Source organism: Streptomyces sp. NPDC050085, assembly GCF_044460595.1.
Taxonomy (GTDB): Bacteria; Actinomycetota; Actinomycetes; order Streptomycetales; family Streptomycetaceae; genus Streptomyces.
In genome coordinates this window covers 26568-47672 of record NZ_JBITJZ010000019.1, presented here as the reverse complement: position 1 = coordinate 47672, position 21105 = coordinate 26568, and the positions used below count along the sequence as shown (strand labels likewise).

The 21105-nt window shown below is 69.6% G+C and carries 17 protein-coding genes; 14 read left to right on the top strand and 3 right to left on the bottom strand.

Annotated elements, in window-relative coordinates; genetic code table 11:
* The first annotated feature begins 26 nt into the window (after positions 1-26).
* From nuoE to ACIBUY_RS38600, 12 genes are all read left to right on the top strand, one after another.
* Positions 27-851 (top strand): NADH-quinone oxidoreductase subunit NuoE, encoded by an 825-nt coding sequence (gene nuoE / locus ACIBUY_RS38655; RefSeq protein ID WP_399155194.1) that lies wholly within the window; start codon positions 27-29, stop codon positions 849-851.
* Positions 851-2218 (top strand): NADH-quinone oxidoreductase subunit NuoF, encoded by a 1368-nt coding sequence (nuoF, locus tag ACIBUY_RS38650; RefSeq protein WP_365576829.1) that lies wholly within the window; start codon positions 851-853, stop codon positions 2216-2218. The genes nuoE and nuoF overlap by 1 nt, the downstream gene beginning before the upstream one ends.
* Positions 2215-4713 (top strand): NADH-quinone oxidoreductase subunit G, encoded by a 2499-nt coding sequence (locus ACIBUY_RS38645; RefSeq protein WP_399155152.1) that lies wholly within the window; start codon positions 2215-2217, stop codon positions 4711-4713. The genes nuoF and ACIBUY_RS38645 overlap by 4 nt, the downstream gene beginning before the upstream one ends.
* Positions 4714-4724: 11 nt before the next feature.
* Complete coding sequence (nuoH, locus tag ACIBUY_RS38640; RefSeq protein ID WP_365576904.1) at positions 4725-6098, top strand: NADH-quinone oxidoreductase subunit NuoH; 1374 nt, start codon at positions 4725-4727, stop codon at positions 6096-6098.
* Positions 6091-6720 carry an NADH-quinone oxidoreductase subunit NuoI gene (gene nuoI / locus ACIBUY_RS38635; protein WP_399155151.1) on the top strand — a complete coding sequence of 210 codons (630 nt, stop codon included), beginning with the start codon at positions 6091-6093 and terminating at the stop codon, positions 6718-6720. The genes nuoH and nuoI overlap by 8 nt, the downstream gene beginning before the upstream one ends.
* Complete coding sequence (locus ACIBUY_RS38630; RefSeq protein ID WP_365576834.1) at positions 6717-7523, top strand: NADH-quinone oxidoreductase subunit J; 807 nt, start codon at positions 6717-6719, stop codon at positions 7521-7523. The genes nuoI and ACIBUY_RS38630 overlap by 4 nt, the downstream gene beginning before the upstream one ends.
* The gene (nuoK, locus tag ACIBUY_RS38625; RefSeq protein ID WP_365576836.1) at positions 7520-7819 is read left to right on the top strand and encodes an NADH-quinone oxidoreductase subunit NuoK; all 300 of its coding nucleotides are present in this window, start codon (positions 7520-7522) and stop codon (positions 7817-7819) included. Before ACIBUY_RS38630 ends, nuoK begins: the two co-directional genes overlap by 4 nt.
* Positions 7820-7832: 13 nt before the next feature.
* Positions 7833-9728 carry an NADH-quinone oxidoreductase subunit L gene (nuoL, locus tag ACIBUY_RS38620; RefSeq protein ID WP_399155150.1) on the top strand — a complete coding sequence of 632 codons (1896 nt, stop codon included), beginning with the start codon at positions 7833-7835 and terminating at the stop codon, positions 9726-9728.
* A gap of 5 nt (positions 9729-9733) precedes the next feature.
* The gene (locus ACIBUY_RS38615) at positions 9734-11308 is read left to right on the top strand and encodes an NADH-quinone oxidoreductase subunit M (RefSeq protein ID WP_365576840.1); all 1575 of its coding nucleotides are present in this window, start codon (positions 9734-9736) and stop codon (positions 11306-11308) included.
* Positions 11309-11316: 8 nt separating this feature from the next.
* Positions 11317-12966 (top strand): NADH-quinone oxidoreductase subunit NuoN, encoded by a 1650-nt coding sequence (gene nuoN / locus ACIBUY_RS38610; protein WP_365576842.1) that lies wholly within the window; start codon positions 11317-11319, stop codon positions 12964-12966.
* A gap of 145 nt (positions 12967-13111) precedes the next feature.
* A complete protein-coding gene (gene recQ, locus ACIBUY_RS38605; protein WP_399155149.1) occupies positions 13112-15082 on the top strand; it encodes a DNA helicase RecQ in 1971 nt (656 codons plus the stop codon).
* A gap of 102 nt (positions 15083-15184) precedes the next feature.
* Complete coding sequence (locus ACIBUY_RS38600; RefSeq protein WP_399155148.1) at positions 15185-15754, top strand: TIGR03086 family metal-binding protein; 570 nt, start codon at positions 15185-15187, stop codon at positions 15752-15754.
* Positions 15755-15889: 135 nt separating this feature from the next.
* On the opposite strand, the gene fahA is transcribed toward ACIBUY_RS38600, so the two are convergent.
* Positions 15890-17134, bottom strand: a complete 1245-nt coding sequence (gene fahA / locus ACIBUY_RS38595) for a fumarylacetoacetase (RefSeq protein WP_365576848.1) — start codon at positions 17132-17134, stop codon at positions 15890-15892.
* Between the two features lie 289 nt (positions 17135-17423).
* On the opposite strand from fahA, the gene ACIBUY_RS38590 reads away from it, so the two are divergent.
* Complete coding sequence (locus ACIBUY_RS38590; protein WP_399155147.1) at positions 17424-18716, top strand: ATP-grasp domain-containing protein; 1293 nt, start codon at positions 17424-17426, stop codon at positions 18714-18716.
* 101 nt (positions 18717-18817) lie between these two features.
* Positions 18818-20020 carry an FAD-dependent oxidoreductase gene (locus ACIBUY_RS38585; protein WP_365576852.1) on the top strand — a complete coding sequence of 401 codons (1203 nt, stop codon included), beginning with the start codon at positions 18818-18820 and terminating at the stop codon, positions 20018-20020.
* Here the strand turns inward: ACIBUY_RS38585 and ACIBUY_RS38580 are convergent.
* Both ACIBUY_RS38580 and ACIBUY_RS38575 read right to left on the bottom strand, forming a co-directional pair.
* Positions 20017-20226: a DUF397 domain-containing protein gene (locus tag ACIBUY_RS38580; RefSeq protein ID WP_399155146.1), complete on the bottom strand. Its 210-nt coding sequence runs from the start codon at positions 20224-20226 to the stop codon at positions 20017-20019. The two genes, ACIBUY_RS38585 and ACIBUY_RS38580, sit on opposite strands and share 4 nt — an antisense overlap.
* Positions 20223-21068, bottom strand: a complete 846-nt coding sequence (locus ACIBUY_RS38575; RefSeq protein WP_399155145.1) for a helix-turn-helix domain-containing protein — start codon at positions 21066-21068, stop codon at positions 20223-20225. Before ACIBUY_RS38575 ends, ACIBUY_RS38580 begins: the two co-directional genes overlap by 4 nt.
* Positions 21069-21105: the final 37 nt, after the last annotated feature.

The following is a 21105-nucleotide window of genomic DNA, read 5'->3' as shown; positions in this document are numbered from 1 at the left end:
CCTCTGAGCAGGGCGTCAGCCTGGGCATGCCCCAACTGCCCGCGCCCGCTTACCCGGACGACGTCCGAGCCCGGCTGGAGGCGGACGCGAAGGACGTCATCGCCCGCTACCCCGACTCCCGCTCGGCGCTCCTGCCGCTGCTGCACCTCGTGCAGGCGGAGGAGGGCCACGTCACGCGCACCGGCATGCAGTTCTGCGCGGACGTGCTCGGCCTGACCACCGCCGAGGTCACGGCCGTCGCGACCTTCTACACGATGTACCGGCGCGGCCCCAGCGGCGACTACCAGGTCGGCGTCTGCACCAACACGCTCTGTGCCGTCATGGGCGGCGACGCCATCTTCGAGACGCTCCAGGAGCACCTCGGCGTCGGCAACGGCGGCACCACGGAGGACGGCAAGGTCACCCTCGAGCACATCGAGTGCAACGCCGCTTGTGACTTCGCTCCCGTGGTGATGGTCAACTGGGAGTTCTTCGACAACCAGACGCCCGAGTCCGCCAAGCAGCTCGTCGACGACCTGCGCGCGGGCGGGCAGGTGTCACCCACGCGCGGCGCCCCCTTGTGCACCTTCAAGGAGACCGCGCGCATCCTGGCCGGCTTCCCCGACGAGCGCGAGGGCGCCGTCGAGGCGAGCGGCAGCGCCGGTCCCGCTTCACTGATCGGGCTGCGCCTGGCCAAGGGCGAGGTGGCCTCGCCCGCGCGCGTGGTGCACCCGCGCGCCGCCGGAGCCCAGGGCGAGCAGCCCCATGATCCGTCGCCCGCCGAGCACTTGAGCTCGCACGACGCACCGCAGGACACATCGGCCTCCGACCCGGCCCACCCGGCGGGTCCCGCTGCCGAGGAGGGGGAGTGATGACCTTGGCCGCCGAGCTCAGCAACAACGACACCAGCCCGGAGAAGCTGCTCTCTCCGGTCCTGTCGGCCTTCTGGGACGAGGACAGTTCCTGGTCTTTGGACGTGTACCGCCGGCACGAGGGCTACGAGGGGCTGCGCAAGGCCCTCGCGATGTCGCCGGACGATCTCATCGCCTATGTGAAGGACTCGGGTCTTCGCGGACGCGGTGGCGCCGGGTTCCCGACCGGGATGAAGTGGCAGTTCATCCCGCAGGGAGACGGCAAGCCGCACTATCTAGTTGTCAACGCCGACGAATCGGAACCGGGCACCTGTAAGGACATCCCGCTCCTCTTCGCGAACCCGCACAGCCTCATCGAGGGCATCGTGATCGCCTGTTACGCGATCCGTTCCGAGCATGCGTTCATCTATTTGCGCGGTGAAGTGGTCCCCGTACTGCGGCGGTTGCACGAGGCCGTGCGCGAGGCCTACGCCGCGGGGTATCTCGGGCAGAACATCCTCGGGTCCGGCCTCAACCTTGAACTCACCGTGCACGCCGGCGCAGGCGCGTACATCTGTGGTGAGGAGACCGCACTCCTGGACTCGCTCGAAGGCCGCCGTGGCCAGCCGCGACTCCGTCCCCCTTTCCCTGCGGTCGCGGGCCTTTACGCGTGCCCCACTGTGGTGAACAACGTCGAGTCCATCGCATCGGTTCCCGCGATCATCAATCGCGGAAAAGACTGGTTCAAGTCGATGGGCAGCGAGAAGTCCCCGGGCTTCACGCTCTACTCGCTCAGCGGCCACGTCGCCTCGCCGGGACAGTACGAGGCCCCGCTCGGCATCACGCTGCGCCAGCTCCTCGACATGAGCGGCGGCATCCGCCCGGGCCACCGCCTCAAGTTCTGGACGCCCGGCGGCAGTTCCACGCCGATGTTCACCGACGAGCACCTCGACGTGCCCCTCGACTACGAGGGCGTCGGCGCCGCCGGATCGATGCTCGGCACCAAGGCGCTGCAGTGCTTCGACGAGACGACCTGTGTCGTGCGCGCGGTCACGCGGTGGACCGAGTTCTACGCCCACGAGTCCTGCGGCAAGTGCACGCCCTGCCGCGAAGGCACGTACTGGCTCGTGCAGTTGCTGCGCGACATCGAGGCCGGCAAGGGGTCGATGGACGACCTCGACAAGCTCAACGACATCGCCGACAACATCAACGGCAAGTCGTTCTGCGCGCTCGGTGACGGTGCCGCCTCGCCGATCTTCTCCTCGCTCAAGTACTTCCGCGAGGAGTACGAGCAGCACATCACGGGCAAGGGCTGCCCCTTCGACCCGGCCCGCTCGACTCTCTGGGCCGACCGGACCGACCAGCACCGCACGGAGGTGAACGCGTGACCGTCACGACCAACGCTCCCTCCGGGGGCGGTGAGGCGGCCGTTCCACCGGAGGACCTCGTCTCCCTGACCATCGACGGCATCGAGATCAGCGTCCCCAAGGGCACCCTGGTCATCCGCGCCGCCGAACTGCTCGGCATCGAGATCCCCCGGTTCTGCGACCACCCGCTCCTCGACCCGGCCGGCGCCTGCCGCCAGTGCATCGTGGAGGTGGAGGGCCAGCGCAAGCCGATGGCGTCCTGCACCATCACCTGCACCGACGGCATGGTGGTCAAGAGCCAGCTCTCCTCCCCGGTCGCCGAGAAGGCGCAGAAGGGGGTCATGGAGCTGCTGCTCATCAACCACCCCCTTGACTGCCCCGTCTGCGACAAGGGCGGCGAGTGCCCGCTGCAGAACCAGGCCATGTCGCACGGCCAGTCCGACTCCCGCTTCGACGGCAAGAAGCGTACGTACGAGAAGCCGGTCCCGATCTCCACGCAGGTGCTGCTCGACCGCGAGCGGTGCGTGCTGTGCGCGCGCTGCACCCGGTTCTCCAACCAGGTCGCGGGCGACCCGATGATCGAGCTGATCGAGCGCGGCGCGCTGCAGCAGGTCGGCACGGGCGAGGGCGACCCCTTCGAGTCGTACTTCTCCGGGAACACGATCCAGATCTGCCCGGTGGGCGCACTCACCTCGGCGGCGTACCGGTTCCGCTCCCGGCCCTTCGACCTCGTCTCCTCCCCGTCGGTGTGCGAGCACTGCGCGGGTGGCTGTGCGACCCGCACCGACCACCGGCGCGGCAAGGTCATGCGCCGCCTCGCGGCCGACGACCCCGAGGTCAACGAGGAGTGGATCTGCGACAAGGGCCGCTTCGGCTTCCGGTACGCGCAGAAGCCGGACCGGCTGACGAACCCCTTGGTGCGGGACGCCGAAACCGGTGAACTGCGCGTCGCCTCCTGGCCGGAGGCGCTCGAGGCCGCGGCCCGGGGGCTGAGCGCGGCGCGCGGCCGGACCGGCGTGCTCACCGGCGGCCGGCTGACGGTCGAGGACTCCTACGCGTACAGCAAGTTCGCGCGCGTGGCCCTCGACACGAACGACATCGACTTCCGCGCGCGCGTGCACAGCAGCGAGGAAGCCGACTTCCTGGCCGCACGGGTCGCCGGCCGCGGCCGTGACCTGGACGGCAGCGGCGTCACGTACACGAAGCTGGAGAAGGCCCCGGCCGTCCTCCTGGTGGGCTTCGAGTCGGAGGAGGAGGCGCCCGGCGTCTTCCTCAAGCTCCGCAAGGCATGGCGCAAGCACGGTCAGAAGGTGTTCTCGCTCGCTACGCACGCGACGCGCGGCCTGGAGAAGGCCGGTGGCACGCTGCTGCCCGCCGCGCCGGGCACGGAGACCGAGTGGCTGGACGCGCTCGCCTCCGGGGTCGGCCTGGAGGAGGGCGGCTCCGTCGCCTCCCAGGCGCTGCGCACCGAAGGCTCCGTGATCGTCGTCGGCGAGCGGCTCGCGGCCGTCGCGGGCGGCCTGACCGCCGCCGTACGGGCCGCGACCGCGACCGGCGCCGCACTGGTGTGGATCCCGCGCAGGGCCGGTGAGCGCGGCGCCGTCGAGGCCGGCGCGCTGCCCTCGCTGCTGCCGGGCGGCCGCCCGGCGACCGACCCGCGCGCGCGGGAGGAGGTCGCCGCCGCCTGGGGGGTGGCCGAACTGCCGCACCGCTACGGGCGCGACACCGGCCAGATCGTGGAGGCCGCCGCCACCGGCGAACTGCGTGCCCTCGTCGTGGCGGGTGTCGAGGTCGCCGACCTGCCGAGCCCGGCACGCGCGCGTGAAGCGCTTCACGAGGTCGAGTTCCTGGTCTCCCTGGAGCAGCGGCCCAGCGAGGTCACCGAGCACGCGGACGTCGTGCTCCCGGTGGCCGCGGTCGCCGAGAAGGCGGGCACGTTCCTCAACTGGGAGGGCCGGGCCCGGATGTTCGAGGCCGCGCTCAAGCCCGACCAGATGACCCGCCGTGTCGCCCCGGCCGACGGGCGGGTGCTGCAGATGCTGGCCGACGCCATGGACGTACACCTGGGGCTGCCCGATCTGCGCGCCGCGCGCGGGGAGTTGGACCGCCTCGGCGGCTGGGACGGGCCGCACGCGACCGAACCCCTGGAGACGGGCGCGCAGTTGCCGCGTCCCGCCTCCGGTGAGGCCGTGCTCGCCGGGCACCGGCTGCTGCTCGACCAGGGCCGTCTGCAGGACGGAGACGAGGCCCTGGCAGGGACCCGGCACGCCGCCCACGCGCGCGTGTCCGCCGCGACGGCCGCCGAGGCGGGTGTGAAGGACGGCGACGTGCTGGCCGTCACGGGCCCGGCCGGTGCCGTTCAACTCCCGCTCCAGGTCACCGAGATGCCGGACCGAGTCGTCTGGCTCCCGCTGAACTCGGCGGGTGGCGGTGTGGCTTCGGACACCGGTGCCGTCCCCGGCGACCTGGTGAAGATCGGCCCGGCGCTCGCCGCGGTCCCGGAGGTGCAGTCATGAGTTCCCTGGCAGTGAGCCCACTCGCGGCCGAAGACCTGTCGATGTTCGGCACCGACCCGTGGTGGCTCGTCGTCGTCAAGGCGGTGTTCTGCTTCGCCTTCCTGATGGTGACCGTGCTGTTCTCCATCGTGTGGGAGCGCAAGGTCGTCGCCTGGATGCAGCTGCGCATCGGCCCCAACCGGCACGGCCCCTGGGGCATGCTCCAGTCGCTCGCCGACGGCATCAAGCTGATGCTCAAGGAAGACCTGATCGTCAAGCGCGCGGACAAGGTGGTCTACATCCTTGCGCCGATCGTCGCCGCGATCCCCGCCTTCATGGCGATCGCCGTGATCCCGTTCGGCCCGTCGGGCAACGAGGTCTCGATCTTCGGCACCCGTACGGCGATGCAGCTCACCGACCTGCCGATCGCGATGCTCTACATCCTCGCGGTCGCCTCCGTCGGCATCTACGGCATCGTGCTCGCCGGCTGGTCGTCCGGATCGACGTACCCGCTGCTCGGCGGCCTGCGCTCGTGCGCGCAGATGATCTCGTACGAGATCGCGATGGGCGCCGCGTTCGCCTCGGTGTTCCTCTACTCGGGCTCGATGTCCACCTCGGAGATCGTCGCCCAGCAGCACGACCGCTGGTACATCGTGCTGCTGCCCGTCTCGTTCCTGATCTACATCGTGACGATGGTCGGCGAGACGAACCGCGCCCCCTTCGACATGCCGGAGTCCGAGGGCGACCTCGTGGGCGGCTTCAACACCGAGTACTCGTCCATCAAGTTCGCGATGTTCATGCTCGCCGAGTACGTGAACATGGTGACGGTCTCCGCGGTGTCCGTGACGCTGTTCCTGGGCGGCTGGCGGGCACCGTGGCCGGTCTCCACGTTCTGGGAGGGCGCGAACCACGGCTGGTGGCCGATGCTCTGGTTCGTCGTCAAGGTCCAGCTGCTGCTGTTCTTCTTCATCTGGCTGCGCGGCACGCTCCCGCGCGTGCGCTACGACCAGTTGATGAAGCTCGGCTGGAAGGTCCTCATCCCGGTCTCCGTGGTGTGGCTGATGCTCGTCGCCACCGTGCGGACCCTGCGCAACGAGGACTACGACTTCGCCTCCATCGCCCTGTACGTGGGCGGCGCCATCCTCGTACTCCTGCTCCTGTCGTTCGTCGTGGACATCTTCCGCGACCGGGGAGGCAAGCAGGACGCGGCAGTTGAGGAACCGGCCGCGTTCGACCCGATGGCCGGTGGATTCCCCGTGCCGCCGCTGCCCGGACAGAGCCTGCCGCCCGTGCCGCGCAGGCGCTCCCGCCAGGAGCGGGAGTTGATTGTCAGTGGTGGGCCCGATACTGCGAGTGACGAATCACTTGGCGGATCTCGTGACGGAAAGGAGGCGTCCGATGGCTGACGAGACGAACGAGCCGAACGAGAAGGACACCAAGCCGGGGTTCATGAATCCCGTGTCCGGCTTCGGCGTGACCTTCAAGGCCATGTTCAAGAAGCGGCTGACCGAGCAGTACCCGGAGCAGGAGAAGACCACCGCTCCCCGCTTCCACGGCAGGCACCAGCTCAACCGCCATCCGGACGGCCTGGAGAAGTGCGTCGGCTGCGAGCTGTGCGCCTGGGCCTGCCCGGCGGACGCCATCTACGTGGAGGGCGCGGACAACACCGAGGAGGAGCGCTACTCCCCGGGCGAGCGGTACGGCCGCGTCTACCAGATCAACTACGCCCGCTGCATTCTGTGCGGCCTGTGCATCGAGGCGTGCCCCACGCGCGCGTTGACGATGACGAACGAGTTCGAGCTGGCCGACAGCAGTCGCGCCAACCTCATCTACACCAAGGAGCAGCTGCTCGCCGGTCTTGACGAGGGCATGGTCGAGTCGCCGCACTCGATCTTCCCCGGCATGGACGAGCAGGACTACTACCGAGGGCTCGTCACCGAGGCCGCGCCGGGTACCGAGCGCCAAGTGGCCGTCTCCAAGGGCGAGAAGCACTCCGAAGCGGTGGCGGAAGAGGGGGTGGAGGCATGACGCTCGCCGCCTACACCACCTCCACCGGAGAGGCCTTCCAGTTCTGGGTCCTGGGCACCGTCGCCGTCATCGGCGCACTGTGCACGATCCTGATGAAGAAGGCCGTGCACAGCGCCCTGTGCCTGGCCGGAACCATGATCATCCTCGCGGTCTTCTACCTGGCCAACGGGGCGTACTTCCTGGGCATCGTGCAGATCGTCGTCTACACCGGCGCGATCATGATGCTGTTCCTCTTCGTGGTCATGCTCGTCGGCGTCACCGCGGCGGACTCCCTGAAGGAGACCATCAAGGGGCAGCGCTGGCTGGCCGCCCTGTGCGGGCTCGGCTTCGGGGTGCTGCTGATCGCGGGCATCGCGAACGCGTCGCTGAAGCAGTTCAACGGCGTGGGCAAGGCGAACGCGGGAGGGAACGTGGAGGGCCTCGCCACCCTCATCTTCACCAAGTACGTCTTCGCCTTCGAGATCACCGGCGCCCTGCTGATCACGGCCGCGGTCGGCGCGATGGTGCTCACGCACCGCGAGCGCACCGAACGGGCCAAGACCCAGCGGGAGTTGTCCGAGGAGCGCGTGCGCGAGGGCAAGCACCTGCCGCCGCTGCCCGCCCCGGGCGTCTACGCCCGGCACAACGCGGTGGACATCGCGGGCCTGCTGCCCGACGGCACGCCCTCGGAGCTCACGGTCATGCAGACGCTGCGCGAGCGCGGTCAGATCCGGGACGTCTCCAGTGAGGCGCTCAGCGATCTCAAGGCCCTTGAGCAGCGCTCGGCCGACCGCCTGGAGCGTTCAGAGGAGGCGTCGAAGTGAATCCGGTCAACTACCTGTATCTCGCCTGCCTGTTGTTCGCGATCGGTGCCACCGGCGTGCTCATCAGGCGGAACGCGATCGTGGTGTTCATGTGCGTCGAGCTGATGCTGAACGCGTGCAACCTCGCGTTCGTCGCGTTCTCCCGGATGCACGGCAATCTCGACGGGCAGATCATCGCGTTCTTCACGATGGTCGTCGCCGCCGCCGAGGTCGTGGTCGGGCTCGCGATCATCGTGTCGCTGTTCCGTTCCCGCCACTCGGCCTCGGTCGACGACGCCAGCCTGATGAAGCTGTAAGGGGTCGCATCCAGTGGAGAACCTGATTGCGCTGCTGGTAGCGGCGCCACTGCTCGGAGCGGCCGTACTGCTGTGCGGCGGGCGGGCGTTGGACCGGGTGGGTCATCTGCTCGGCACCGTGCTCGCGGCCGCCTCCTTCGTGATCGCCGTCGTGCTCTTCTCCGATCTGCTCGGCAAGGGCACCGAGGGGCGCACGCTCAGCCAGCACCTGTTCAGCTGGATCCCCGTCGAGGGCTTCCAGGCCGACGTCTCGTTCCAGCTGGACCAGCTGTCGATGACGTTCGTGCTGCTGATCTCGGGTGTGGGCACGCTGATCCACATCTACTCGATCGGGTACATGGAGCACGACGAGCGGCGCCGTCGCTTCTTCGGCTACCTGAACCTGTTCCTCGCGGCGATGCTCCTGTTGGTCCTCGCCGACAACTACCTGCTCCTGTACGTCGGTTGGGAGGGCGTGGGTCTCGCCTCGTACCTGCTGATCGGCTTCTGGCAGCACAAGCCGAGCGCGGCCACCGCCGCCAAGAAGGCGTTCCTGGTCAACCGCGTCGGCGACATGGGTCTGTCGATCGCGATCATGCTGATGTTCACGACCTTCGGGACGTTCGCCTTCAAGCCGGTGCTCGACAGCGTCGGTGACACCTCCGAGGGCAAGCTCACCGCGATCGGCCTGATGCTGCTGCTCGCCGCGTGCGGCAAGTCGGCGCAGGTGCCGCTGCAGTCCTGGCTCGGTGACGCGATGGAGGGCCCGACCCCGGTCTCGGCCCTCATCCACGCCGCGACGATGGTGACCGCGGGCGTCTACCTGATCGTGCGGTCGGGGGCGATCTTCAACGGTGCGCCCGACGCGCAGCTGGTCGTGACCATCGTCGGTGCGGTCACCCTGCTCTTCGGTGCGATCGTCGGTTGCGCGAAGGACGACATCAAGAAGGCCCTCGCCGGCTCGACGATGTCGCAGATCGGCTACATGGTGCTCGCCGCGGGCCTCGGCCCCATCGGCTACGTCTTCGCGATCATGCACCTGGTGACGCACGGCTTCTTCAAGGCGGGCCTCTTCCTCGGCGCCGGTTCGGTCATGCACGGCATGAACGACGAGGTGGACATGCGGAAGTACGGCGCGCTGCGCAAGTACATGCCGGTCACCTTCGTGACGTTCGGGCTCGGGTACCTGGCCATCATCGGCTTCCCGGGTCTGTCCGGCTTCTTCTCCAAGGACAAGATCATCGAGGCGGCGTTCGCGAAGGGCGGCACGGAGGGCTGGATCCTCGGCTCCGTCGCCCTGCTGGGCGCGGCCATCACCGCGTTCTACATGACGCGCGTGATGATCATGACCTTCTTCGGCGAGAAGCGCTGGCAGCCGGACGCCGAGGGCCACGAGCCGCACCCGCACGAGTCGCCCTCGTCCATGACGATCCCGATGATCGTGCTCGCGGTCGGCTCGGTCTTCGCCGGTGGCTTCTTCTCCCTCGGGGACCGCTTCCTGAAGTGGCTCGAGCCGGTCACAGGACACGACCACGGGCACGCGCCGATCAGCGCGGGCGCGGTCACCGGCGCCACCATGGTGTGCCTGGTCATCGGCGTCGGCATCGCCTGGCTCCAGTACGGGCGCCGCGAGGTCCCGGTCGTCGCCCCGCGCGGCTCGCTGCTGACCCGGGCGGCCCGCCGCGACCTGCTCCAGGACGACTTCAACCACGTCGTCCTCGTCCGCGGCGGCGAGCACCTGACCCGCTCGCTGGTCTACGTCGACCACACCCTGGTCGACGGAGTGGTCAACGGGACGGCGGCTTCCGTCGGCGGCCTCTCCGGCCGGCTGCGCAAGCTCCAGAACGGCTACGTGCGCTCGTACGCCGTCTCGATGTTCGGCGGTGCGGCGGTCATCGTCGCCGCGACCCTGCTGATGAGGGCGGTCTGATACCGATGTCCTTTCCTCTGCTGACAGCGACGGCGGTGCTTCCGGCCGTGGGCGCGATCGCCACGGCCGCCGTGCCGGCGAAGCAGCGCACCGCGGCCAAGTGGCTCGCGCTGCTCTTCTCCCTCGCGACACTGGTGGTCGCGGCCGTGGTGGCGGTCCGCTTCGACCCGGACGGCGACCGCTATCAACTGACCGAGTCCCACTCGTGGATCAAGGACTTCGGGGTCCGCTACGAGCTGGGTGTGGACGGCATCGGCCTTGCGCTCATCGCGCTGACCGCGCTGCTGATCCCGTTCGTGATCCTGGCCGGGTGGCACGACGCCGACCCGCAGGAGACCGGGAACACGCGGTGGCGGCCGACACAGGGCTTCTTCGCCCTGATCCTGCTGGTCGAGGCGATGGTGATCATCTCCTTCGAGGCCACCGACGTCTTCCTCTTCTACATCTTCTTCGAAGCCATGCTCATCCCGATGTACTTCCTCATCGGCGGCTTCGGGGACCGGGCCCACGCGGGCACGGACGAGAACGCGGCGGCTCAACGCTCGTACGCCGCGGTCAAGTTCCTCCTGTACAACCTGGTCGGCGGCCTCATCATGCTGGCGGCCGTCATCGGTCTCTATGTGGTCGCGGGGAACTTCTCGCTCCAGGAGATCGCCGCCGCGCGGGCCAGCGGCTCGCTCGACATGGCGACCAGCACCGAGCGCTGGCTCTTCCTCGGGTTCTTCTTCGCCTTCGCGGTGAAGGCCCCGCTGTGGCCGCTGCACACGTGGCTGCCGAACGCGATGGGCGAGGCCACGGCCCCCGTAGCCGTACTGATCACGGCAGTCGTCGACAAGGTCGGCACGTTCGCGATGCTCCGCTTCTGCCTCCAGCTGTTCCCGGAGGCGAGCAAGTGGGCGACGCCGGTGATTCTGGTGCTGGCCCTGATCAGCATCGTGTACGGCGCCCTGCTCGCCGTCGGGCAGCGCGACATCAAGCGCCTGGTGGCGTACGCGTCGATCTCGCACTTCGGCTTCATCATCCTGGGCATCTTCGCGATGACCAGCCAGGGCCAGTCCGGCGCGACGCTCTACATGGTCAACCACGGCATTTCGACGGCCGCGTTGATGCTGGTCGCCGGGTTCCTGATCTCGCGGCGCGGCTCGCGGCTCATCGCCGACTACGGGGGTGTGCAGAAGGTCGCCCCGGTGCTCGCGGGCACGTTCCTCATTGGCGGTCTGGCCACGCTCTCGCTGCCGGGGCTCGCGCCCTTCGTCAGTGAATTCCTGGTCCTGGTCGGCACGTTCACGCGCTACCCGGTGGTCGGCATCATCGCCACCTTCGGCATCGTGCTCGCCGCGCTCTACACGCTGGTCCTCTACCAGCGCACCATGACCGGCCCGGTGAAGCCGTCGACCGAGGGCATCACGGACCTGCGGGTGCGTGAGCTCGCGGTGGTGGTCCCGCTGATCGGCGTGCTGATCTTCCTCGGTGTGTACCCGAAGCCGCTCACCGAGCTGGTGAACCCGGCGGTCAAGCACACCATGTCCGACGTCCAGAAGAAGGACCCGAAGCCGGAAGTGGAGGCGGCCCACAAGTGAGTTCCCTGGTGAGCACTCCCGCCGTCCACAGCCTGTGGACAACCGCCGCCGATCCGATCTCCAAGATCGACGCACCCAAGATCGAATATGGGCAATTGTCGCCCACCTTGATCGTTATCGGTGCCGCCGTCCTGGGGGTCCTGGTCGAGGCGTTCGTGCCCCGCAAGTCCCGTTATTACGTCCAGGTGTTCCTGGCCGTCGTCGCGCTCGCGGCCGCCTTCGCGGCGGTCGTGGCGCTCGCGGCCGGTGGATACGGCACCACCAAGGCGCACATCGCGGCCATGGGCGCGATCGCCGTCGACGGTCCCGCGCTCTTCCTCCAAGGCACCATCCTGCTGGCCGGGCTGGTCGCGATCTTCACCTTCGCGGAGCGGCGGCTCGACCCGGAGGCGCACGGCAACCGCGTCGACTCGTTCGCCGCGCAGGCCGCGTCCGTGCCCGGCAGCGACAGCGAGAAGGCCGCCGTGAAGGCCGGGTTCACCACCACCGAGGTGTTCCCGCTCGCGCTCTTCGCGATCGGCGGCATGCTGGTCTTCCCCTCGGCGAACGACCTGCTGACGCTGTTCATCGCCCTCGAGGTCTTCTCGCTCCCGCTGTACCTGCTGTGCGCCGTGGCCCGGCGCAACCGGCTCATGTCGCAGGAAGCCGCGGTCAAGTACTTCCTGCTCGGCGCCTTCGCCTCGGCCTTCACCCTGTTCGGCATCGCGCTCCTGTACGGCTACGCGGGCTCGGTCTCGTACGCGACGATCGCCCAGGTCGTCGACGGCTCGATCCAGAACATCGACCCGGCGCTCGCCGACACCATGGGCAATGACGCGCTGCTGCTCATCGGCATGGCGCTCGTCGTCATGGGCCTGCTGTTCAAGGTCGGCGCCGTCCCCTTCCACATGTGGACGCCGGACGTCTACCAGGGCGCTCCGACGCCGGTCACGGGCTTCATGGCGGCGGCCACCAAGGTCGCGGCCTTCGGCGCGCTGCTCCGGCTCCTGTACGTGGTCCTGCCCGGGCTGCGCTGGGACTGGCGTCCTGTCATGTGGGCCGTCGCCATCGTCACGATGCTGGCCGGTGCGATCGTCGCGATCACGCAGACCGACATCAAGCGGCTGCTCGCGTACTCCTCGATCGCGCACGCCGGGTTCATCCTGGCCGGTGTCATCGCCACGTCCCCGGACGGCGTCTCGTCGGTCCTCTTCTACCTGGGCGCGTACTCCTTCGTCACGATCGGCGCCTTCGCCGTGGTGACGCTGGTGCGCGACGCGGGCGGCGAGGCGACGCACCTGTCGAAGTGGGCCGGGCTCGGACGCAGGTCACCGCTGGTGGCGGCGGTCTTCGCCGTCTTCCTGCTGGCCTTCGCGGGCATCCCGCTGACCTCCGGGTTCGCGGGGAAGTTCGCCGTGTTCAAGGCGGCGGCCGAGGGCGGCGCAGGGGCGCTCGTCGTGGTCGGTGTGATCTCGTCGGCCATCGCCGCGTTCTTCTACATCCGCGTGATCGTCCTGATGTTCTTCAGCGAGCCGAAGGCGGACGGGCCGACCGTCGCCGTGCCGTCGCCGCTGACCATGACGACGATCGCGGTGGGTGTCGCCGTGACGGTCGTGCTCGGTCTCGCACCGCAGTACTTCCTGGATCTGGCGAGCCAGGCGAGCGTCTTCGTCCGCTAGCGACGGACGGTTCGGAAGCCCGGTCCCCAGGCGGGGCCGGGCTTCGTGCTGTCCGGGAACCCCAGCCTGTGGATAACTTCGGGGGTTGTCGGTGCCGCCCCCTATCGTTGCAGCAGAAGTCGAGACGACGGACGGGACAGACGGTATGAGCGAGGTGACCGAGAGCGAGGCGCTTGCCACGCTCCACCGCGTCTTCGGGTATGACGCCTTCCGCGGCGAGCAGGAGGCGATCATCGACCGCGTGGTGGCGGGCGGGGACGCGGTCGTCCTCATGCCCACCGGCGGCGGCAAGTCGCTGTGCTACCAGATCCCGGCCCTGGTCAGAGCGGGCACGGGCATCGTCGTCTCGCCGCTGATCGCGCTCATGCAGGACCAGGTGGACGCGCTGCGGGCCCTGGGCGTGCGCGCGGGGTTCGTGAACTCGACACAGGACTTCGACGAGCGCCGCACGGTCGAGGCCGAGTTCCTCGCCGGTGAGCTGGACCTGCTGTACCTGGCGCCGGAGCGGCTGCGGCTCGACTCCACGCTCGACCTGCTCTCGCGCGGCAAGATCTCCGTCTTCGCCATCGACGAGGCGCACTGCGTGGCGCAGTGGGGGCACGACTTCCGCCCCGACTACCTGACCCTGTCGGTGCTCGGGCAGCGCTGGCCGGACGTGCCGCGCATCGCGCTGACCGCGACCGCGACGCACGCCACGCACCAGGAGATCACCCAGCGCCTGGGCATGCCGGACGCCAAGCACTTCGTGGCGAGCTTCGACCGGCCCAACATCCAGTACCGGATCGTGCCCAAGGCCGACCCGAAGAAGCAGCTGCTCACCTTCCTCAAGCAGGAGCACGAGGGCGACGCAGGCATCGTGTACTGCCTGTCGCGCAAGTCGGTGGAGGCCACCGCCGAGTTCCTGTGCAGGAACGGGATCGAGGCGGTGCCCTACCACGCGGGCCTGGACGCGGGCACGCGCGCGGCGCACCAGTCGCGGTTCCTGCGCGAGGAGGGCCTGATCGTCTGCGCGACCATCGCGTTCGGCATGGGCATCGACAAGCCGGACGTGCGGTTCGTCGCGCACCTGGACCTGCCGAAGTCCGTCGAGGGCTACTACCAGGAGACGGGCCGCGCCGGGCGGGACGGAATGCCGTCCACGGCCTGGATGGCGTACGGGCTGCAGGACGTCGTCCAGCAGCGGAAGTTGATCAACATGGGGGAGGGGGACGAGGCGTTCCGCCGCCGTGCCTCCGCCCATCTCGACTCGATGCTCGCGCTGTGCGAGACGGCGCACTGCCGGCGCGCCCAGCTCCTCACGTACTTCGGCCAGGAGGCGCCCGCCTCCTGCGGGAACTGCGACACGTGTCTGACCCCGCCCGAGACCTGGGACGGGACCGTCGCCGCGCAGAAGATCCTCTCCACCGTGGTGCGGCTCGACCGGGAGCGGCGGCAGAAGTTCGGCGCGGGCCAGATCATCGACATCCTGCTGGGCAAGCGCACCGCCAAGGTCATCCAGTTCGACCACGACCAGCTCTCCGTCTTCGGCATCGGCGAAGAGCTGAGCGAGACCGAATGGCGGGGCGTGGTGCGGCAGTTGCTGGCCCAGTCGCTGATCGCGGTCGAGGGCGAGTTCGGGACGCTGGTGCTCACGGAGGGCAGCGGGACCGTCCTCGGCGGGCAGCGGGAGGTGCGGCTGCGCAAGGAGGCCCCGAAGCCCGCCGCGTCGCGCTCTACCCCGCGCGAGCGCAGGGCCAAGTCGCCCGCGGCCGAGCTGCCCGAGCAGCTGGTGCCGGTCTTCGAGGCACTGCGGGCCTGGCGCGGCGCACAGGCCAAGGAGAACGGGGTGCCCGCGTACGTCATCTTCCACGACGCGACGCTGCGCGAGATCGCCCTGCAACAGCCCACGTCCGTGGCCCAGTTGGGCACGATCGGCGGCGTCGGCGAGAAGAAGCTGGCGACGTACGGGGAGGGCGTGCTGGCGGTGCTGGCCGAGCTCGGCGGAGGCGGAGGCGGCGCAGGAGCGCCGGTGGATGCGCGGGGTGCGCGGGGTGCGCGGGGTGAGCAGGAAGACCTCGGGCCGGAGCCGGACTTCGGCCCGGAGCCCGAGCCGGAGCCCGACGACGTGGACTGGTGACACCGAGGGTCTGACGGGATCGATCCACTGTCGATGGACGTGGCATCGCCCCGGCATCGACCCGCACCGAACTGATATCGACCCAACTGAGCAGGGGGGCTCATGCCCGATGTGGTGAGCAGGATCGATCGGGCCGTCGGGACGACGGCGGGGGTGGTCGCGGCCCTGGGCGACGACGCGTGGGGGCGTGGGACGCCCTGCGCGGGCTGGGACGTGCGCACGGAGCTCAACCATGTGGTGGGCGGCATGCGCATCTTCGCGGCCGAGGTCAGTGGCACGGAGGCCGGCGCCGCCCATGAGGCGGACTGGCTGGGGGACGACCCGCGAGGTGCGTTCACCGTGGCCGCGGAGCTGGACCGGGCGGCCTGGGCGCGCCCGGACGCCCTGGACGGTGTGGTGCGGCTGGGCTTCGGGACCGTACCCGCGCCGATGGGCGCGCTCGTCCACCTCCTCGAACTGGTGGTGCACGGCGCCGATCTGGCCCTCGCCGTCGGCAGGCCCGAGCTGATCGACGAGCAGGCGTGTGCGGATCTGCTGGTGGATCTGGGCGCCATGGACTTCGGGAAGTTCCGCGGCCCGGGGCTCTTCGGCCCCGAGATACCGGCGCCGGTGGAGGCCCCGGCGCACCGAAGACTCCTGGCGTTCCTTGGGCGCGAGCTGTCGGCTGCCTAGCGAGTGGCGCGGGTGGCTGGGTGTGCCACCCGCGGTCTCCCCTCGCGTGAGCGCCGTTGGGGGTGATGGTGCGTTGGCGGGTGCGGCTTCGTCGTGGTTGCTCGCGCAGTTCCCCGCGCCCCTTGCGGGGCGCTCCTACTGGGCGGTTGGCACGATCCTGCCCGTTACGTCGCCGAGGCCCACCCGGGTTCCGTTCGGGCCCGGGGCCCAGGCCGAGAGCGTTACTTCGTCGCCGTCCTCGAGGAAGCCGCGCTTGCCGGTCGGGAGGTCCAGGGGCCGGGTGCCGTTCCAGGTCATTTCGATCAGGGAGCCGCGCTGGTTCTCCTCGGGGCCGCTGATCGTGCCGGAGCCGTAGAGGTCGCCGGTGCGCAGGGAGGCGCCGTTGACCGTCATGTGGGCGAGCATCTGGGCGCCGGTCCAGTACATGGTGGAGAAGGGGGGTTCCGAGATGACCTGGCCGTTGAGGGTCACCGTGATGTGCAGGTCGTAGCCCGCGGGGTCCAGGTCCGGGTCCGCGTCGTCCAGGTAGGGCAGGAGGGGGACGGTGCGCTCGGGTGCGGGCACGCGGGCCGCGTCGAGGGCCTCAAGCGGGGTGATCCAGGCGGAGATCGACGTCGCGAAGGACTTGCCGAGGTGCGGGCCGAGCGGCACCGTCTCCCAGTTCTGGATGTCGCGCGCCGACCAGTCGTTGAGGAGGCAGAGGCCGAAGACGTGGTCGTGGTAGGCGGAGAGGGGGACGGACGTGCCTTGTGCGGACGGGACTCCGACGACGTAGCCGACCTCCGTCTCGATGTCGAGGCGGGCGGACGGGCCGAAGACGGGGGCCGGGTCGGCCGGGCCCTTGCGCTGGCCCGAGGGGCGCACCACGTCGGTCCCGGAGACGACGACGGTGCCTGCCCGGCCGTGGTAACCCACCGGCAGGTGCTTCCAGTTGGGCTTCAGCGGCTCCTCGTCGGGGCGGAAGAGGCGGCCCAGGTTCGAGGCGTGGTGCTCGGAGGCGTAGAAGTCGACGTAGTCCGCGACATCGAAGGGCAGGTGCAGCGTGACCGAGTCCAGCGGGTGGAGGAAGGGCAGGACCGTCTCGCGGTGGGCCGGGACCGTCAGCCAGGCCGTCAGGGCGCGGCGCACGTCCGACCAGGCCGTACGGCCCGCGGAGAGAAGGGAGTTGAGGTTCGGGCGGGCCAGGAGGGAGACGTACGGGGAGCCGAGGGCCGCCGCGGCGCCGCCCGCGTCCAGGACGTGGTCGCCGATGCGGACGCCGACGCGGGGTGACTCGTCGGCGTACGAGAAGACTCCGTAGGGGAGGTTGTGCGCGCCGAAGGGGTGGCCTTCGGGGAGGTCGAGCGGGGTGTGCTCGGTGACGCCGGTCGTGCCAGCCATGCCTGCCTGCCTCACGTTCCATCGATACGGTCGTTCCATCGATACGGCCAGTCCATCGATACGGCCAGTCCATGGGCCGGTCCATCGGTCGGTCCATCGGTCGGTCCATCGGTACGGGCCATCGATGTTCGGTTCACGTTACGTGGGAGACACCAGTTCGGGCAGTGCCTAAAGAGTTCGCAATGTCCGAATGACCCGTTGATGGAGTGGTCGGTTCAGGCTTAGCGTCAATGTCCGGTGGGCGCGGACGGGGTGGGCCGTGTCCGAAGGGGGACACGTGGGGGGACCCGTGGCCAGAAGTGCCGGCAGCGCTCGGAGCGGTGGGGGAGGTGCGCCGCTGGGCGTGGACCGGGACGTGCCGGGCCTCGTCGTCAAGTTCGGCGACTATCCGCTGCACCACGGAGGAGTGGGCGTCATCCGCAGTCTGGGCCGTCTCGGCGTGCCCATGTACGCGATCACCGAGGACCGATACACGCCCGCGGCGGCCTCGCGCTATCTGACCGGGGCCTTTCCCTGGCGGACCACCGGGGCCGAGGAACCGGCGCGGCTCGTCGAGGGGCTGGTGCGCATCGCGCGCCGCATCGGCCGGCCGACGGTGATGATCCCGACGGACGAGGAAGCGGCCGTCCTCATCGCCGAACACCAGGGGCCGCTGGCAGACGCGGGGTTTCTCTTCCCGCGCGTGGAGCGGGAGTTGCCGCGCCGCCTCGCCAGCAAGCAGGGGCTGCACGAGCTGTGTGTGGAGCACGGGATCGCCTCGCCGTCGGCCGCGTTCCCGGACAGCCAGGAGGACATCGAGGAGTTCGCGGCCAAGGCGCGCTTCCCGGTGGTCGCGAAGAACAGGGAGGCGTTCACGCGCCGCAGCAGCCCCGCGGTGAACGGGACGACGAGGATCGCGACCCCCGACGCCCTGCGGGCCCTGGCCCGCGACTGGGGGGTGCGGCCCGGCGTGATCCTGCAGGAGTACCTGCCGCGCGAGGACGCGGAGGACTGGATCGTGCACGCGTACTTCGACCAGGACTCCAACCCGCGCGCGATGTTCACCGGGGTCAAGGTCCGCTCCTGGCCGCCGCACGCCGGAATGACGGCGAACGCCTACGTCGTCGACAATCCGGAACTCGCGGACATCGCCGTGCGTTTCATCAAGCAGATCGGCTTCACCGGCATCATCGACCTCGACCTGCGCTTCGACCGGCGCGACGGACAGTACAAGCTCCTCGACTTCAATCCGCGGATGGGCGCCCAGTTCCGCCTCTTCGAGAACGAGGCGGGTATCGACGTCGTCCGCGCCCTGCACCTGCAACTGACCGGCCGCGACGTCCCGGAGGGGGAACAGCGGGCGGGCCACCGGTACGTCGTGGAGAACATCGACCTGCCGGCCCTGCTCGCGTACCGGCGCAGCGGCTACACGACCCCGCACGCCCCGTCCCGCGCGAGCGGTACGGAACTGGCGTGGTGGGCGGCCGACGATCCGCGGCCGTTCTTCACGATGCTCGCCCGCTTCGTACGACCAGGGGCCAAGCATCTCTATCAGCTGTGGCGGACCAACCGCCGCGGCAGCGGCACCGGTTCGCCTGCCTGAAGCACGTCTGCGGCATGTCCGCAGCACGTCTGCAGCACGTCTGCAGCACAGGGGAACCGGCACGAAGTAAGTGACGCTGCGTCGTCCTGGGGAGGGACTTCGTGATCCATCCGGTAGCTGTCATCGGGGCAGGCCCGTACGGCCTGTCGACCGCCGCTCATCTGCGGGCGCGCGGCATCCCCGTCAGGGTCTTCGGTGAACCCATGGTGAGCTGGCGCTCGCACATGCCCGAAGGCATGATCCTCAAGTCGGTCCCGTCCGCGTCGAACATCGACGCCCCGCAGCGCGGCCACACCCTGGCCGACTACTGCGACGCGGCCGGCATCAAGCGTCTCGTCACCGACGAGGACCTCATCACCGCCGAGGTGTTCGTCGCGTACGGCGACTGGTTCCAGCAGAAGCTGGTGCCCGAGCTCGAGCGCGTCCGCGTCGTCTCCGTGGACCGGCGCGGCCGGGAGGGCTTCGAGCTGAAGCTCGACTCGGGCGAGCAGTTCACGGCGCGGGCCGTCGTCGTCGCCACCGGTCTGTCCGGCCTGGAGCACCTGCCGCGCGAACTCGCCGCGGCCGTGCCCGACGGACCCACCCCCACGGGCCCGCTCTCGCACAGCGCCCAGCACCACGACCTGACCCGGTTCTCCGGCAAGGAGCTGATCGTCGTCGGCGCGGGCCAGTCGGCCCTGGAGACGGCGGCGCTCGCGGCGGAGGCCGGGGCGAGCGTGAAGGTGGTGGCGCGCGGCCGGGGCCGGGTCAGGTTCGGGGCGCCGCCGTGGCAGCAGCCCAGGTTCCGCCCGGAGACCCCGTTCGGCAAGGCCTGGTCGCTGTACGCGCTCACGTACTACCCGCATCAGTACCGTCAACTGCCGCCGCAGGCACGGCACTTCCTGGTCAAGCGGGTACTCGGTCCGCTCGGCGCGTGGTGGCTGCGCGAGCGGTTCGAGGGGAAGGTCGCCGTGCGGGACGTCGCGGCGATCGAGCGGGCCGCGGCGTCGGACGGCGCGCCCGTCCTGACCGTCCGTACGCACGGCGGCCGCAGCACGGACCTGACCGCGGACCACGTCATCGCTGCGACGGGCTACCGGGTCGACCTCGCGGCCATGCCCTTCCTCGGCGACGGCCTGCGCACCCGCCTCGCCACCAGCCGCGGCACGCCACGCCTCGGCGCGGGCTATGTCTCGTCCGTCCCCGGCCTGTACTTCACGGGGATGCTGGGCGGGTCGTCGTACGGTCCGGTGATGCGGTTCGTGTGCGGCACGGAGTTCGCGTCACCGCGGCTTGCCCGTCATCTGGCCTCAGCACACGGCTAGTTGGACCCGGCGTCGGCCCCTGCCGCGTAGGCGATGAAGCTCTGCCAGGCCCTCGGTGTCGTGGTGCACCGGGGGCCGGCGGGGTGCGGGTGCTTTGAATCGCGGACGTGGATGGTGGCCGGGGTGAGGGCGACCTCTACGCAGCTGTCGGTTTCGCTGCTGCTGCTGTAGCTGCTCTTGAACCAGTGGAGTTCCGAGGTGCTCATAGTCTCCCCAGGGCTTGCTCGATGAAGGCCAGCGACTCCCTTGGCGGGAGAGCCTGCGCGCGGATCATTCCGTAGCGCAGCTCAAGGATACGAAGATCCCTGGGGTTTGAGACCGGTCGGCTGTTGAATGCCCCTTCGGACCTGCCGATGGCTGTGCCATCAGAGAACTTGAGCACCTCGATCAGGCCCTGAAGCCCCGCGTGGTCCTCGCGTGCGGTTGGCATCACCTGAAGCGTGACGTGCCTCAACTGGGCTGTGTTCAACAGGCTCTCGAGTTGTCTGCGCAACACGGCCGGGCCTCCGATGGGGCGCTCCAGCGTCACCTGTTCCTGGATGAAACTGAGGGTGGGGGCGGGGTCGCGGTCGAAGACCGACTTACGGGCCATCCGTGCCTCGACGCCGTGATCGACCTCTTCCCGCGAGTACGCCGGTTGCCTGACGTCGAACGCGGCCCTCGCGTACTCCGGCGTCTGCAACAACCCATGCACGTTGTGGCAGCTGTACAACAGCATCTCCGCCGCCCGCTCCTCCATCTGCGCGAGCTGCCGCACCTTCTTCGGATACCGCGCCCTGCGCATGTCCTCCATGAACGCCCGCAGATGCCCCTGAGCCCCCAAGATGTCATCGGCCTGGTCCAGCATCTCCGGCCGAGGAATGCGCGCCCCACGCTCGATCTTGCGGATCAAGTCCTCCCCGTACCCGAGGAGTTCACCCAGCTCGCCCGCGCGCAGCCCCGCCGCCTCCCGGCACACCTTGAACAGCCGGCCCACCGCCTGTACGACCGGTTCGATCTCGTCGCCGGGTTCGACGTCCCAACCCGCCTCGTCCGCAGCCTTGTTCACGCCTGCCACCTCCGAGGCCCACCCCTACCCGTACGCG